This window comes from Thermoplasmatales archaeon, assembly GCA_014361245.1.
Lineage (GTDB): Archaea > Thermoplasmatota > E2 > UBA202 > JdFR-43 > JACIWB01.
Genome location: JACIWB010000009.1, coordinates 1 through 15951, shown reverse-complemented (window position 1 = coordinate 15951; position 15951 = coordinate 1). Strand labels below are relative to the sequence as shown.

General features: G+C 33.9%; 12 protein-coding genes and 2 tRNA genes. 4 read left to right on the top strand and 10 right to left on the bottom strand.

Annotated elements, in window-relative coordinates:
- Positions 1-19 precede the first annotated feature (19 nt).
- A complete protein-coding gene (locus H5T45_02640; protein MBC7128612.1) occupies positions 20-3109 on the bottom strand; it encodes a DUF11 domain-containing protein in 3090 nt (1029 codons plus the stop codon).
- Positions 3110-3481: 372 nt separating this feature from the next.
- Between H5T45_02640 and H5T45_02635 the strand changes: the two genes are divergently transcribed.
- A complete protein-coding gene (locus H5T45_02635) occupies positions 3482-4981 on the top strand; it encodes a hypothetical protein (protein MBC7128611.1) in 1500 nt (499 codons plus the stop codon).
- On the opposite strand, the gene H5T45_02630 is transcribed toward H5T45_02635, so the two are convergent.
- The 3 genes from H5T45_02630 to H5T45_02620 all read right to left on the bottom strand — a co-directional run bounded on the left by H5T45_02630 (position 4978) and on the right by H5T45_02620 (position 6862).
- Positions 4978-6366, bottom strand: a complete 1389-nt coding sequence (locus H5T45_02630; GenBank protein MBC7128610.1) for a hypothetical protein — start codon at positions 6364-6366, stop codon at positions 4978-4980. The two genes, H5T45_02635 and H5T45_02630, sit on opposite strands and share 4 nt — an antisense overlap.
- A 226-nt stretch (positions 6367-6592) precedes the next feature.
- Positions 6593-6665: transfer RNA gene (locus H5T45_02625), tRNA-Glu, on the bottom strand.
- A complete protein-coding gene (locus H5T45_02620; protein ID MBC7128609.1) occupies positions 6665-6862 on the bottom strand; it encodes a hypothetical protein in 198 nt (65 codons plus the stop codon). Before H5T45_02620 ends, H5T45_02625 begins: the two co-directional genes overlap by 1 nt.
- 36 nt (positions 6863-6898) lie before the next feature.
- On the opposite strand from H5T45_02620, the gene H5T45_02615 reads away from it, so the two are divergent.
- A tRNA-Ser gene (locus tag H5T45_02615) sits at positions 6899-6980 on the top strand.
- Here H5T45_02615 and H5T45_02610 read toward each other — a convergent pair.
- The 3 genes from H5T45_02610 to H5T45_02600 are packed head-to-tail and all read right to left on the bottom strand — an operon-like array spanning position 6981 to position 9162.
- A complete protein-coding gene (locus H5T45_02610) occupies positions 6981-7745 on the bottom strand; it encodes an ABC transporter permease (GenBank protein ID MBC7128608.1) in 765 nt (254 codons plus the stop codon). It abuts the tRNA gene before it with no gap.
- On the bottom strand, positions 7742-8701 hold the full coding sequence (locus H5T45_02605; GenBank protein ID MBC7128607.1) for an ATP-binding cassette domain-containing protein: 960 nt from the start codon (positions 8699-8701) through the stop codon (positions 7742-7744). The genes H5T45_02610 and H5T45_02605 overlap by 4 nt, the downstream gene beginning before the upstream one ends.
- Before the next feature lie 2 nt (positions 8702-8703).
- Positions 8704-9162, bottom strand: coding sequence for a PadR family transcriptional regulator (locus H5T45_02600; protein MBC7128606.1), 459 nt, complete (start codon positions 9160-9162; stop codon positions 8704-8706).
- A gap of 136 nt (positions 9163-9298) precedes the next feature.
- Here H5T45_02600 and H5T45_02595 point away from each other — a divergent pair, with 136 nt between their 5' ends.
- Positions 9299-10582: a hypothetical protein gene (locus H5T45_02595; GenBank protein MBC7128605.1), complete on the top strand. Its 1284-nt coding sequence runs from the start codon at positions 9299-9301 to the stop codon at positions 10580-10582.
- Positions 10583-10651: 69 nt separating this feature from the next.
- On the opposite strand, the gene H5T45_02590 is transcribed toward H5T45_02595, so the two are convergent.
- Positions 10652-10903, bottom strand: coding sequence for a SemiSWEET transporter (locus tag H5T45_02590; GenBank protein MBC7128604.1), 252 nt, complete (start codon positions 10901-10903; stop codon positions 10652-10654).
- A 75-nt stretch (positions 10904-10978) separates the two neighbouring features.
- On the opposite strand from H5T45_02590, the gene H5T45_02585 reads away from it, so the two are divergent.
- Positions 10979-11635 carry a hypothetical protein gene (locus H5T45_02585; protein ID MBC7128603.1) on the top strand — a complete coding sequence of 219 codons (657 nt, stop codon included), beginning with the start codon at positions 10979-10981 and terminating at the stop codon, positions 11633-11635.
- A 161-nt stretch (positions 11636-11796) separates the two neighbouring features.
- Here the strand turns inward: H5T45_02585 and prf1 are convergent, their stop codons facing one another.
- Positions 11797-12996, bottom strand: a complete 1200-nt coding sequence (gene prf1 / locus H5T45_02580) for a peptide chain release factor 1 (protein MBC7128602.1) — start codon at positions 12994-12996, stop codon at positions 11797-11799.
- A 188-nt stretch (positions 12997-13184) separates the two neighbouring features.
- Complete coding sequence (locus H5T45_02575) at positions 13185-15725, bottom strand: pyruvate, phosphate dikinase (protein MBC7128601.1); 2541 nt, start codon at positions 15723-15725, stop codon at positions 13185-13187.
- Between the last annotated feature and the right edge of the window lie 226 nt (positions 15726-15951).

Below are 15951 nucleotides of genomic sequence, written 5' to 3'. Positions count from 1 at the left end.
AGCTTTTAAATTTATTCATTTATGGGTTATTAAATCTAATTTTTGGGTTTAATATAAAGAGATACATCTCCTTAACCGCAATATTTCCTGCTAAATCAGCTGAAACTATTTTCATTTTGTGAATGCCATACATTTTTTCATTTAATGTATAATTTATCTCTGTTTTTCCTTGCGCAACGATGCGCCCATCAATATAAAGATAAGTGGCTTCAATACCAGATGTTTTTATGTCTTCTATAGCTATATTTATGGTGATTTTACCTATTACTATTGCTTTATTGCCAACAAGAGGTATTATTTTATGATCTCCTATATATAGCCATGCTTTTGGCTTTTCAATTTTTATCTCTGGAGCAAACATATCAATATTTATGCTGATTTTCTTTATTTCCTCAACGAAGCCCGCTTTATCAATACTGTAGAAGAATAAACTGTGTTTGCCATCCTGAAGAATAAAAGCACCATTATATTCAATCCACTCCTTCCCATCTATTTTATAAAAAGTTTTTGCAATTCCGCTTCCATTATCAGATGCCTCTAATTCAACTTTAACTGGTGTTTTATACCATCCATTGTCCCCATCTGGTAAAGGAGGATCAAGAACACATTTTGTTATTGGTTCGCAACCTCCTACTTGCACTTTAAATTCCTCAAAATATCTGTTATTTAATTTATCCCATACATTCACATATATCTTGTGCAATCCTTCGCTTAGTCTGAAGGAAGATGTATATTTAATCCAACTTCCATCATCTATTTTATACTCTATTCTATCAACTCCACTTCCTGTATCATAAGCATAAAATGATATAACCGCAGTAGAAGGAATATAGTATCTATCTTCAGATTTTTCATACAAGCCACTGAAATGTATTTCAAATGATGGAGGAGTAAAATCAACACTGTAAGAGGCAAAATTGTGAGGAGTTTCTTCTTTACCAGAGGCATCAATTGCCCAATATTCTATGGTAAAGTTTCTTTCTTCAGTAAAGAACAAGAAAAAAATCACTGTTGTATTCCATTCTCCCTCTCTTATCTCTCTGCTGTTATTTCCATCATATATCACATAGAAAATCTTCCATGGGCTTGCATCATCAGCAGCATAAATATTAACTGTGCACATTTTTGGCACAAATTGAGCGGGGTCTTCTTTTACAACAATCCATGACCATGGTGGATAAATATCTATCCTTAAATTAGTCGGGTCATTTTCCTCCGATGTGCTCGGGTCATCTGTTGGCTGGGTGGCGTCATTTATGCCATCCCCATCGCTATCATAAAAAACCACACCTTGATTTGAAATGATTGAGCAAGTTGCGTTGAGATTAACCCTAACCATGAAACTTATTTTTATTGACCCATTTGCAGGAATAATTCCATTCCATATTATTTTATTGTTTATTGCATCGTATCCAATTCCATCTGATATATCATCATCGTTTGGAATATCATTTATTTCAAGTGAGCCAGTAACATAGGTGGTGCATGCTGGAATCTCATCCTCAAATTCATTTCCAGGATTATCATTTGATGACGCATTACCAGTATTATTAATCCATGCGGTATACCTTATCACATCACCAGGCTCAAGAGGCAAGCCATCTATATCTTCCGCTATTTTCGGGTCATAAATATTAGGCGCACCTTCTATAACATCAATACTTGCAGTATCGCTGTCTGTTACTTCATATCCTAATTCATCTTCTCCTCTTGCATTTACAACATTTGTAAAATCTTCTGTATAGCTACTATTCCAGTAAAATGTTCTGCTTTCTCCTATTCCAAGAGTTCCAACATTTATATTATTTCCACTATCATTTACCCATACATTGTATAAAATACAATCTCCAGTGTTTGTTACAACAATCTTCCAGTATGCAATGCTTCCAGAATTAATTGTTATGCTTTCTTGCCATGTTGAATTATCATTGCTTACATATTTCTCAACATCTATGCCTGGATTTATTACATTAACATATGCACTTGCCTCATCATATACTTCTTTTCCTAAGCTATCTTCCGCAGTTACATTTACTTTATTCCATGTATCAATGCTTATTGATGTTGTATTTACATATATCCATGTTTCTCCTGGTTCAAAAATATTATCTCCATCGTCTCCAGAGCTATATGAAAAACAAAGGCTCTGATTATCAATTATGCTTGTTATTGTTAAATTAACATCTCCAGTATTTGTTATGTTTAGATAATATGTTACAGATTCGCCACTATGAATTATATCTGGATATGCTTCTTTTGTTATGCTTATGCCTGGATTAATTGGAAGAGAAACAACTGTTGTATTCTCCCATGTTTGATTATATATTCCTGTTAAATTTGATAAATTTCCATAAGTTACATTTACATAGTTATGCAGTATTGTTCCATTTGGCAGAGATGAATTAACAACTACGCTTATATTTACGCTCCATGAAGAATTAACAGATAAATTGAATATCCATGTGTTATTTCCTTGCGTTGGCGCTGGGTTTGATGAGTTAAAGGTTACATTTGAATCATATGTTTCTATCACTGTTACATTTGTAAGATTTATCCCTACTGTGTTATTAACCCAGATAGTATAATTTAATATCCCTCCCGCATAAACAGGGTCAGGATTATCATTCTTTTCTATACTCAAATAGACATATGGCGGGAAAAATGGTCCAAATGGAATATCTGCTGAATCGGGGCCATCAGTTGTTGGCATTTGCTCAAGGTTAGGATTTTCTTGGTCTGTTGCCCAGGCGAGTAAATAAAAAGGATAAGGGTTTCCTATAGCATCCCAACTTAAATACAAAAGCACACAGTTTCCAATTATTTCATACCCAGCAATGCTACTATTTGTTATCAGCCCTCCGCTATAATTTCCTTCCCACTCACTAAACATTCCGTCTCCATCCGTATCATTGAGAAGATAAACATCTCCAATTCCATCATTATTTGTATCCTCAACAAAAAACATATACTCTCCTCCTATTATATTTCCTCCCTGAATGCTTCCATCCCCATTTAAATCTATAAACCATTTATACCTTGCGTCTTTTTCTATAGTAAAATTGGGCTGGGCATAACAGCACAGCCTTAGATATAAATACTCATCATCCATCGCTATATAAGCATATTCAACATCTCTGCGATTATCCTGTGCTCCATTCTCATTAGGATCTGTATCAATCCATGTTCATGAACTCGGCCAGCCAGATGGCGGCTGGCTCAATATTTCAAAAATTAATCCAAAAACACCATAACCAACAACAAGCCCCGCTACCCCGATTAACAACAATTTCTTCATCTTAACACCTTTTATTACGTCTCGAACCTAAATATATTACAAATTTATAAATTTTTTTTTTAAAATTTTTTAAAAAAAATAACGAATTTTTCACTTTTGCATTTTCTATGGAAGAGATATTTTTCAGGCTTTTAAATAATAAATTTTCACCAATAAAATATTTATACCAGCCTGATTTTTCCAAGCATGAAAAAGATAGTTACGCTAATTTTGTCTGCGATGTTTTTATTACCTTTGAATATTTCCCTATACAAGGAAAAAATAGGCAATATTTCAGAAGATTTTGACCCGCTTGTTGATATAGAAGTAACTGTTGAAATAGACTATATTCGCTCACTTGAAACAAAATATCTTGGAAGAACAATAGATAAAATAGATGAATTCAGCGACCCTGACTTTTATGTAAAGGTTTTCATAAATGGCGAGGAATTTACAAGCCCTGTCTGGAAAAATCAAAAATATGTATATGAAAAATGGTCAGCAAAAGCGAATGTTCCAGATGATGTAGAATTTGTTAATATAGTGATTCAGCTCTGGGATGATGACATTGTTGATAAGCTGTGCGATATAAGCGATAATATAGATGATTACCCATACAGCATGGATATAAATTTAACATACAGCATAAAATCCGGCCACTGGTTTGGCGACGATTTCAACCCCCCACCAAGCTACTGGAACAAAGATTTGAGTGGCTACGGGCGCCTGAATGGGTGCGATGATAACAGCATTTATCAGAATAACAAGGATTGCGAGATTGGCTTCTCAATTTATCAGAATGATTATGATGGGGATAGTATTCCTTACTGGATTGAGGTAAATGTGTTTCATACTGACCCGACAAAAGATAATAGAGGAGAGGATATGGATAATGATGGCATACCAATTGAATGGGAATATAAATGGGGGCATTATTTCCGCTATAACTGGTGGAATGGAAGCATTGAAGATAGATGGGAATACAGCCCTCTTGTATGGAATGACCACAAAAATCTTGACCCAGATGAGGATGGATTGGATAATTATGAAGAATATTTAACAAGCCAGTGGGGCTCCGATCCTTTCAGAAAGGATTTATTTATCGAAATTGACCAGATGGAAGCTGGAAATGGAACAAAGGAAAGTGTTCTTCCAGATGGTGCAAAGGAAATGCTAAGAACCGCTTATGATAAGCATAACATAGTTTATCATCTTGATGATGGATGCATGGGGGGAGGGGAAAAACTGCCTTTTAAGCTATCTGTAACTGGAAAAGATTTAGATAATTATTATACCAAATATTTCTTGCACGATAATCAAAGCTTATGGAGGAAAGGTGTATTTCATTATGCGGTTATTGTTTATGATGCTGGATTTAATGGCTATGCGGTAAAAAGAGATATGTGGCAGATTTCAACAAAATATATAGAGGAAAAATGCAGGCAATTATTTTTTGTAGATAGGGATATAGTATATGCAAGTGTTTTCATGCATGAAACAGGTCATTCTCTTGCCATATGGAATCCTGGAGTGGATAATGATGATACAATTTATCCCTGGAAGTGGGCTTACTGGAAATATACTCCATATAAAAGTTGCATGAACTATCGCTATACTTACATCCTTGTTGATTATTCAGATGGAAGCCATGGAATGAATGATTTCGATGACTGGGGAACTTTAAGCTTAACACATTTTCAAGATTAAAATTTATAATAAAATAAAACTTCCTCAAATTCATCTGAAAGCGAAATTATTTCTTCAATGCTCTCTCCTTTCAAATAAACATTAAAAAATGCAAGAGTGAATTTATTTACAATATTAACTATTCTTTTTCCTTCTATTCTTCCAAATCCCGGTATAATATATTTAGGAATATTAGGAGCAAAATGAGGAAGCAAAACAGGCAAATCAGTGTAATCATAATGAGCAGAGCCATTTACAATAGCGGTAAAAGCAATGCTTGAATTTTCCCATAAACCCTGCAAAAACTCATCATTTTCAAATCTGCCCTCAACAAAAAACATAAAAAATGGCTTCTCCACCTTGCTGTTTCTGAAATAGCCATCCATTGCAAGCCCCGCCTTTATTCGCTCATCCGCGCACATAGCAAGGGCGGCGCCTCCTCCAAATGAATGCCCGTATATTCCTATGTTTTCTCCATCTATATTTTCAGGGAATTCTTTAAGCAGATAATCTATTACATAATTTATGTCACCGATTACTTCATTAAAAGCAGTTTCCAGCCACCAGTTTCTATAACTCTCATTGTAAGATGATAAATCCGTGAATTCTATTTTTCTTCCATCTGGAAATACAGTTATGCCCGCTATATGCGGATGGCATATGCCAGCGACCACAAAACCATGGCTTACAATCTCTTCAATCATTGAAGTATACATTGAGGGATATCCTCTATAGCCATGCGAAAATATTATAAGGGGAAAAACTCCATCAGCAATTTTAGCATCAAGAAATGAGTGGGTTTTTACATATTCATAACTATTTTCTGGAATCCAGAAAAGATAGGATTGCTTTAAAAGCCATTTAAATGTTTCTTTTCCCATGTATTCATATTCCATTCCTTCACTTTCCTCAGTTGGATACCATAAATAAAGCATCATTTCCCTTCTATCACCTTCTATTTCCGTAAGCTTTTCCTCTCTTTCATAATCTACAAGATGAATTTCTCTAACTCCTATGCTATAATTTCCTCTTGGCTTTGGTAAAAATGAAGCATAATATCCTCCTTCTACAGTAATAAATCCATTTAATGTAATAAAAAATGCCTGAAAATTCTTTTCATCTCTTTTTAAAATTCCAAAAAATGGCTTACACAAAATAAGGCTTTTATAAAAAAATCCTTCAAATTTAATTTCCTTCTTTCCTTTAAATATTCCTGAAATATTTCCGCTGAAATCATTTCTTCCTAACCATATATATCCTTCAACATTTCCCAAAGTATTATTATTCATCTTTGCTATACCGGTGAAATACCCATCCGCCCAATCTGAAATTATTTCATCATTTCCACTAATTGGCGGGATAAAAAGAGGGATTAGCATTAAGGCAACAAATTTCTCTAGCTTCATGCCCTTAATTTAAAAAACATTTATAATGCTTGCTGAAAACCTTCTCTAAATTTTAATATTTTTTCAATCGCTTTCTTATTTTTTATATTTATGCTCCGCCTTTCTTGCTATTTCAAATAAGCAATTTCTGCTAACAAATTTGCCAAAATGCGTGCATAGTTCAGAAAATCCATGATTTTAAAGCTAACATAGGATTTATAAAATTTTATTTTTAGTCAGAGTTTAATGCTCCCGCCGGGATTTGAACCCGGGTCTTCGGCTCGAGAGGCCGATATGATTGGCCGCTACACCACGGGAGCTATCCACCAGTAGCAACATTTATTATTTTTATTTTTTTCCCTCTAATCTTTTCAGTATAAGGCAAAGGCTTCCCATCAACAATTATAAGAGAAGAATCTGGTATCATTCCGAGTATAGATAGCAGCTCCTCACCAGTTGCATCCTTGCTTATCTCAACCTTCCTTTTCCCTTCTCTTGTCTCAACCTCAACTTCCATAGTAAGGTTAATAAAAATCACAAATATTAAAATTATGCTGGGATAGCCTAGCGGAAAGGCGGCGGCCTCGAGAGCCGCTTGGCGCAAGCCATCGCAGGTTCGAATCCTGCTCCCAGCGCTATTCAATTGTTGCTTTTTCAAAGAGGAGCATTGCTGTAGTGAGAAAAACAAGTGCTATTATCGATAGAACAGAGAAATCAAGGAGAAGAGAGAATTTTGAAATTCCTAAAAGGAGGTTGCGGGATGCATCAACTGCATAAGTTAAGGGATTTACATGGGCAACATATTGCATCCATTTAGGCATTGTATCAATAGGATAAATTGCCCCGCTTAAAAAAATCAATGGCATCATTACAACCATCATTATCATCTGAAAACCTTCCATGCTCGCCATTTTTAGAGATAAACTAACTCCAAGTGATGAAATTGCAATTGAAAGAATGAAGCCAACAAGCAATACTGGAGCAAATCCACTGATTTTAAGGGATTTTGCAAGTGGAAAAGTGAATAAAAGGATTATAAAACCCTGAATTAAGGAAATAAAAGCATCTCCAACTATTCTACCACCAATTATGCTTTTTCTTGAGGCAGGAGCAACAAGTGTTTCTTTCAAAAATCCAAATTGTTTATCCCATATAACAGTTACGCCACTGATAAATGATGCAGTAAATAAGCCCATAGTCATAAGACCTGGGGCAAGAAATGAGATGTAATCAATTCCCCCAAAAATCTGCTTTGCCATAGGCGAATCAAAAACCTTGCTCCATCCAAGCCCGAAGAAAACAAGCCATATCAGAGGATTTATTATTGCACCTATAACTCTTGATTTGCCACGCCAGAATCTTTTTATCTGCCTGTAAACCATGCTAAGGAAAGCTCTCATCTAAATCTCCTCCTTATAATTTGCGATGAATTTTCTTTATCCCTCATCTCCTTTCCAGTAAGGTGAATAAAAACATCATTGAGGGTTGGTTTGTGATATGTTATATTATTTATTCTTATCCCTTTCTTCTGAGCTATTTCAAAAATTTTTGGAATTGCTGAACTTGCATTATTAACACTTATCTTAATTCTTCCATCCTCCAAAATTTTGCAATCCTTTGCAAAATCTTCATCAAAACATTCTGGATTTTCTGCATTTATGTAAATAATGTCCTCTCCTAACATGCTTTTCAGATTTTCTGGTGTATCATGAGCGATTATTTTCCCCTTATCTATTATCGCTATTCTATCCGATAATTGCTCAGCTTCATCCATATAATGGGTTGTGAGAAATATTGTTATATCCTTCTCCCCTCTTAGCTTCTCTATATATTCCCATATCCTAGCCCTTGTCTGGGGGTCCAGCCCAATTGTCGGCTCATCCAAAAAGAGAATTTCTGGTTCATGAATTAAAGCTTTTGCTACCTCCAGCCGCCTCGCCATGCCCCCGCTGAATGTCTTAACCACCTTATTTTTAAAATTTTCAAGTTCAACAAATTTTAGCAACTCATCTATCTTATTTTTCAATTGAGGGCCATGATATCCATATATTCCGCCATGAATGTATAGATTCTCATATGCAGTTAAATTTGTGTCAAGGCTTGGGTCCTGAAAAACTATCCCTATCTTTTTCCTCACTTCTTTTGCTTCTTTTACAACATCATGCCCCGCAACAAAGGCAGAGCCCGAATTAGGCTTTAAAATGGTGACAAGAATATGAATTGTTGTTGTTTTTCCTGCCCCATTCGGGCCAAGAAACGAGAAAATTTCTCCTTTATTTACTTTAAATGAAACATTATTTACTGCAACAATTTCTCCAAATCTCTTCGTTAAATTCTCAACAACTATTGCATGCATTTTTACTCACCGAATTCAACTATATATCTAATCTCTTTTGATGCATTTTTTAAAATTTTTGATATCCTTTTTTTCTGCTTTTCATTTAAAATATCAAATTTAATAAATGCAGTCCTTAATGCATCTCTCAACTGCCCCGCCCCCATTTTCTCGAATTCCCTTATTTTATTCATATGTTCAGTTATTTCCTTCAATTTTTCTTTCCTTCTATTTAGATATCTCAAACCTTTAATTGTTAATTTGTAAAATTTTTTATTCTGTTTATCTTTTTCAGATTTTATTAAACCATCTTCTTCAAGCTCAGCAAGCATTGGATAAATAACTCCAGTGCTTGTTTTTTTTCCTCTTTCCTCCGATATTTTTTTCATAAGAGCGTACCCATGCATTTTTCTTTCTTTTATACAATTCAAAAGCATGAGTTTTATTGCTTCTTTTATTTTTAAATCTTTATCTTCAAACATATCACAAGATATATCAAATAACATATATAAATTTTTCTACCCATACTTTATGGTGATGTAGCGTAGTTACTGAAAAAATTTGGTAAAGTATTTTTATAGAATTTTCTTATAGGTAAATTAGTTGGGAGGGGAAAAAATGCAACACCCTAAGAAGAAAAAATTGTGTAAGCTTTCTCCTAATATCTTAGTAAAGGCTATACAAACATTTTTAGAAAAAGAATATGACGGGAAAAAATACGATGAAGCAGAAAGATGCCCCCACTGCAAATCAAAGAATTTTTATCTACACAGTTTTAGAAAAAAGACATTTTGTATTTTAATAAAAGAAAATGGATTTAAAGAAATAGATGTTAAAATAGGAGTATTTAGATGCAAAAACTGCAATAAATTCTTTGTTGCATCAAATACACCTTTCTATCAAGGATGTAAATATGGAAAGCCTATAGTTGACCTATGTTTATGGATGACAGCTTCAATGCCATATAATAGAGTTGAAAATGTATTGACGCAATTTGGAATACAAGTAGATAGAGATACAGTAAAAAGATATTGCCAGAAATTTGGAAAGAGGGCAAAGGAAATAGCGGGTATAGGGGCATTTGGAGAAGATATAGGAGTAAATATACTGAAAATTTTGTTTAATGTGAAGAATGTTGAAGAATTAAGAAAAAGATATCCAGATGAAAAATATGATGCAGTTGCAGATGAAACGTATCCTCCTATAAGAGGGGCAAAGAAAAAGATGAAAGAGGAAAATAGGATAAAGAAATGGGAGGGAAATAAAAAAATAAAAAATTATCCAGATGGATTTTGTGTTGCAACATCTTATTTACCTCATCTACAATCTTTTTCATCAATGATTTGCTGTCCCTCCTCTTTTAATTGGTTGGTGGCAAGGATTCTTTTCTTGCCATTAGAAAGAGTTACCTCTATTTGTACAGATGGAAATCCTTCCTATAAAAATGCTAATCCTATATTATGTATAGTCCATCGTTTTAGGAAAATAATCCAGAGTAAGGAAATAAAAGAATTAGAAAAAGAAATTCATCCAAACGAATTTCATGAAATGTTACATTATATATTTGAAGAATTTAAGGGAGAAATAACCGAAACAATGAAGAAAATTTATCCAGATTTGGTAGAAGATGATGAATTTATTGGGGCTTTATCTACAAATGCTATAGAAGGAGGAAACTGGAGAATAAAATGGAATTTAAGAACCTCATATTCAAATTTAGATGGATTAATAGGAAAGATTTTGCTCATTCTTTTAATGGATAGTGTATATGTATTTAGGAACGGTAAGCCAACAGAAAGCTTTGCTCATTTACATAGCAATTTCAAATTCTCAAATATAATGGATGGAAATCTTATGCTGAATGACATAGAAAAACCATCAATTATTCAATTTTCGGTGTGATAAATTCCCATTAAATCAATAGAAAATGAAAGAATAGAAGATCATTAAATTTTCAATGATAATGCTACATCACCCATACTTTATTTTGAAAAATAGAATTGTAAGAGACAAAATAAGTGTAATTGAATTCGCCAAAATTATTGGGAAATCTTTTATCAAAACACCATAAACAAGCCAAAGAAATATACCAGTGCAGAATAAAACATACATCGCAAGAGAAATGTCCTCCGCCCTGCGCAGCCTAAATGTTTTTATAACCTGAGGGATGAATGAGATTGTTGTAAGGGTTGCAGCAAATAATCCAATTATTGCTGAATTCATGGAAATGTAGTTTTTAGCGATTAAATATCTTTCTGAAAATTTAGAAAAAATAAAAAATATTGATGTCATAGCTTTGTGAATGAAATAGAAACTGAGATTGAAAAATTTGATTGGCTTATAGATGAAGAAACAGCGAGATTGCTTTTAATGGAGAAAAATAAATTGATAGAGAGGAAAAAGATAAAGGAAGCGGAAGGAAATGTTGCAATAGATGCAAAAATTGAAAGCAAGGGAAAAATTTATGAAAAAAAAGCCATCGCAGTTATAGGAGATGAGAGTGGGCATTGTGTTCTAAAGCTTTGGGATGAAAATAAAAAAATTTTAAATTATTTGAATGAAGGAGATTGTGTAAGAATTGCAAATGGAATTGCAAGAACAGGTATATATGGGCTTGAAATAAATGTTGGAAAATTTGGTAGTATAAGCAAAATAGATAAAAAAATTGAGACAAAAATTAAATTCGAGGAGGGAGATGGAATTTTCTGCCTCAAAGGAAAAATTGAAAAAAAATTTCCGACGAACTTATTTATTGATGAAAATTATGAAAAATTTTCAAGAAAAATTATTGTTGATGGAAAGGAAATTTATTTATTTGATGAAAGAGCAAAAGATGTGAGCAAAATAAATGAGGGAAGTGATGTTATTTTATTATGGATTTATAAAAGAAATGGAAAAATATGTGCAACAAGTTTCAGCAAAATTATTCAGAAACAACATTCTGAGAGCCATTAATATATGAATTGTAACAAGTCTCACATAGATAGGAAAATAAAGACTCTATAAAATAGGAATGTTCATTGCATATTGGTTTATAGCAATGATTGCAGAAATTGCTTGTTTTTGCCCCGCATATGTAGCAACCCATAAAATAATATAGAAAGCTAATATTTAACTTATTCTACCTTGTATCTTAATATACCAGCTATTCCATTAAATGCTCTATACAATATTTCCCCTTCCTCACTTTCCCTGCTTATTATTTCCATTTCAGTAGATGACTTTTCAGCAAGTTCTGCGTATTCTTCAATTATATCCTTTTTTTCAATTATTTCCATGTTACCATTGCATTTTGGACATTGAAAATTCAATTTTTCAACAATTCCTTCAAAATCATATCCACAACTTGTACAATGCGCCTTAACCTTATATCTTTCAAGTTCTGATGAAATCAAAAGCACATTGAGCATGCCAGCCATAAGAGCATTTTTCACTTCTTCTTCGCCATATATTGCCAAGCCACTGCTCTTCCTTATTTCTTCAAGAAATCTTTGCATAATTTTTCTATCTTTAACAATATCAAGCTCCTCTATATCATTTGATGCAGAACTTATAAGCTCTCTCAATCCATATTCATCAGTATAACCAGTATCATATAGCCCAATTATTTTTTCCTTTATTCTATAGTCAAGATAATTTCCATTAACAAACTCTCTTTTAGTTGGGCCAGGCCCTCCAACCATCACGCCTTTAACATTTTTTTCAAGAAAAAGTTGAGATGCTTTTTCTCCAGCTTTAACAAACCACTCATGTGCCGCTATTTCAGTTAGCCTTTCAAATCTGCGCTGGCTCTGCCCCCCTTTGCCGTGCTTGCCTGGCACACGGGATGTCATATAAGCTGCAGCTTCGATTCTACTACCCTGTAAAAAACCGATTGTGCATTCTCTTCTATCGATTAAAAGCAGGCCATAAACATCTTTTTCTTCTATAATTTCTTCAAGTGGTTTCAGATAAAACTGGGAGTTGCATCTATAAAGATATGTATTTATGGGAACGGGCGGCTCAATAACTTCAGCAAAAAGTTTTGGTGGCTCACCAACCATACCAACAAAAAAAATTAAACCATTTGGGGGAGGAGATTTAAAATATTTTAACCTTGCCATTATTCCTTCAATTGCTGAAAGAACATTTTTACGTGTCTGCTTTGATTTTATATTTGTTGATTCTGAATATTCATTCCTTAAATAAGCCATTACATCGCTTATCTGGCGGGAAGGGGGAATATAAAGGGAAATAAGCTCTGTATGCTGTCCTCTAATTGCTCTTAGCTCTTCTATTTTCTTTTTAAGTACGAATTTATCTTTTTTACCAAGCATTATTGCAAAAGAAGATTGTTTTTAAATATTTTTGTATCCTATTTTCTCATTTTCCTTTCCTCAGAGCACTGCCTAGAATTGTTAATATTAAGCCATCAAGAAGAAATATTACTTGGCAATTTTTCCTTCTCCATAACCTCCAACTTAATAAAAAAATAAAGTAGATTATATAAATTTTTTAGAAATTTTTAGCTCAATACCGCCTTTGCAGCTGATATTCTCGCTGTTATCAAGCGATAGGGAGAACAGCTTATTGAATCAAGTCCTATTGATTGGCAGAATTTTATTGATTTTTCCTCCCCTCCATGCTCCCCGCATATCCCTACTTCTATTTTTTCATTTACCCTTCTTGCCTTTTCAATAGCAATTTTCATAAGCTCTCCAACTCCTTTAGAATCAAGAATTGCAAAAGGATCCTCACTGATTATTCCTCTTTCAACATAATCTCTCAAAAATTTTTCTTCCGCATCATCCCTACTAAATCCAAAAGTTGTTTGTGTCAAATCATTTGTTCCAAAGGAAATGAAATCAACTTCTTTTGCAATTTCATCAGCAACAAGGCAGGCTCGGGGCAATTCTATCATTGTTCCTATCTTATAATTAATTCTTACATTTTTTTCTTTAAAAATTTTTTCAATTTCATCAACTATAATTCTCTTAGCAATTCTTATTTCATTTGCATCGCTTACTACAGGTATTTCAATGTAAGGAAGAATTCTTTTTTTCTTTACTTTTATAGCCGCTTCAATTATTGCTCTTGTCTGCATTGCATATATTTCTGGCTTCATTATTCCAAGTCTTACCCCTCTAAACCCAAGCATTGGATTTGCCTCTCTTAAATTTCTAACAGTTTCAAATATTTCTTCTTCCTCCTCACTCATTTCCCCTTTTATTTTTTTCTCTAAAAGTTCCTCATATTTAGGCAGAAATTCATGCAGTGGGGCATCAAGCAAGCGAATAACTATTGGCTTTTCTCCAACTATCTCAAAAATTTCAATAAAATCTTTTCTCTGCATTTCAAGAAGTTTATTAAGCGAATTTTTATCTCCAAATATTGCCTTTCTTACGATTTCAAGCCTAGCTGGATTTAGAAACATGTGCTCTGTTCTGCATAGTCCTATTCCTTCCGCCCCAAATTCCATTGCTTTTTTTGCATCATCTGGCAGATCAGCATTTGCATAAACCTTCATTTTTCTGATTTTATCAGCCCAGGAAAGAATTGCCTTCATCTCTTCTGGAAATTCAGCATCAGCAAGTTCAGCAATTCCTTCATAAACCTCTCCAATGCTCGCATCCATTGATATAAAATCCCCTTCTCTTAGAATTTTTCCATCTGCAACTATTTCTTTTTTCTCCTCGTTTATTTCTATGTTACAACCAACAATGCATGGAATACCTAGCCCCCTGCTCACAACAGCTGCATGAGAAGTAAGCCCCCCTCTTATTGTTATAACTCCCTGCGACCTCACAACCCCATGTATATCATCCGGGCTTGTTTCTTCCCTAATCAAAATAATTTTTTCATGCAAACCTTTTTCATACGCCTCATCCGCAGACAAGCATATCCGCCCCACAGCCGCACCAGGCGAGGCAGGCAGGCCACTTGCTATTTTGCGATTTGCTTTTTTTATTCTTTTATGGAGAAGTTGAGACAGTGAGCCCGTGTCTATTCTTAGCAATGCTTCTTCTTTTACTATAATTCCTTCATTCACCATATCAAAAGCTATTTTTATGTCCGCTTTTGCTGTTCTCTTTCCTTTTCTTGTTTGAAGAATATATAAATTTCCCCTTTCCACAGTGAATTCTATATCCTGCATATCTCTATAATGCGTTTCAATTTTCTTGGCAACACTGCGTATTTCCTCATATAAAGAGGGATTTATTTCTCTTAATTTCTCAATTGGCAATGGTGTTCTTTTTCCGCTGACTATGTCCTCACCCTGCGCATTTATAAGAAATTCTCCATAAATTTTATTGTTTCCATCAGATGGATTTCTTGTAAAAATAACCCCTGTATATGAGTCGTTGCCCATGTTTCCAAAAACCATTGCCTGAACCACAACCGCTGTGCCAAGGTTATGAGGTATATTCTTAATTTTTCTGTAGCTTATTGCCCTTTCATTATTCCAGGAATTGAAAACTGCGGAAATAGCGATAAAAAGTTGATCATATGGATTTGGCACCCTAAAAATTTTCTTATATTCTTCAACAATTTCTCTTAAAGCTTCAGTAGAGAGATTGCTCTCATCAACACCTTCCTCTCTTTTTTTCTTCTCAAGTACTTCATCAAACTTTTTCCCATCTATACCAAGGGCTACTTTTCCAAAAATTGCAAGAAATCTCCTGTAAGCATCATATGCGAATCTCTTATCATGCATTTTCTCAACAATTTCATCTGTAATCCCAAGGTTTATTATTGTATCCATCATCCCCGGCATTGAAACAGGAGCACCAGAACGAATAGACAGAAGCAATGGCTCCTCTCCTCCAAACTTTTTTCCTGTCATTTTTTCAATTTTTTTCAAAGCATCGAGAATTTCTTTTTTTATATCCTCCTCTATTTTACCTTCTTCAAAATATCTCCTGCATGCATCAGTTGAAATTATAAATCCAGGAGGAACAGGAGTTCCTATCCTGACTAACTCACATAAATGGGCTCCTTTATTTCCAAGAATTTTTGCCATCTCCTTATTTCCTTCTTCGAATAGATAAACATATCTCATTTTCATCCCTATACAAAATAACTTAAATAATTTTCGTTTTAGATGAGGTTGTCGAACAAATCAATTACATTTAACATATTCATAAAGAAAATTAAAATTATAGGGATAAAAAATAGTCATATATGTCTGGAGGTTATGGCAAATTGCCATTCCAATTACATGTTTCCTTCTCATATCTTCTTTTTTAAATCTGGAAAATAGTAATCTTTTTGTTTCTAGTCCTCCAAAAATT

Excerpts from the sequence above, each read along its gene's own strand:
- H5T45_02640 (MBC7128612.1), bottom strand. The coding sequence starts at position 3,109 with ATGGATGATGAGTATTTATATCTAAGGCTGTGCTGTTATGCCCAGCCC.
- H5T45_02635 (MBC7128611.1), top strand. The coding sequence starts at position 3,482 with ATGAAAAAGATAGTTACGCTAATTTTGTCTGCGATGTTTTTATTACCT.
- H5T45_02630 (MBC7128610.1), bottom strand. The coding sequence starts at position 6,366 with ATGAAGCTAGAGAAATTTGTTGCCTTAATGCTAATCCCTCTTTTTATC.
- H5T45_02620 (MBC7128609.1), bottom strand. The coding sequence starts at position 6,862 with ATGGAAGTTGAGGTTGAGACAAGAGAAGGGAAAAGGAAGGTTGAGATA.
- H5T45_02610 (MBC7128608.1), bottom strand. The coding sequence starts at position 7,745 with ATGAGAGCTTTCCTTAGCATGGTTTACAGGCAGATAAAAAGATTCTGG.
- H5T45_02605 (MBC7128607.1), bottom strand. The coding sequence starts at position 8,701 with ATGCATGCAATAGTTGTTGAGAATTTAACGAAGAGATTTGGAGAAATT.
- H5T45_02600 (MBC7128606.1), bottom strand. The coding sequence starts at position 9,162 with ATGTTTGAAGATAAAGATTTAAAAATAAAAGAAGCAATAAAACTCATG.
- H5T45_02595 (MBC7128605.1), top strand. The coding sequence starts at position 9,299 with ATGCAACACCCTAAGAAGAAAAAATTGTGTAAGCTTTCTCCTAATATC.
- H5T45_02590 (MBC7128604.1), bottom strand. The coding sequence starts at position 10,903 with ATGAATTCAGCAATAATTGGATTATTTGCTGCAACCCTTACAACAATC.
- prf1 (MBC7128602.1), bottom strand. The coding sequence starts at position 12,996 with ATGCTTGGTAAAAAAGATAAATTCGTACTTAAAAAGAAAATAGAAGAG.
- H5T45_02575 (MBC7128601.1), bottom strand. The coding sequence starts at position 15,725 with ATGAAAATGAGATATGTTTATCTATTCGAAGAAGGAAATAAGGAGATG.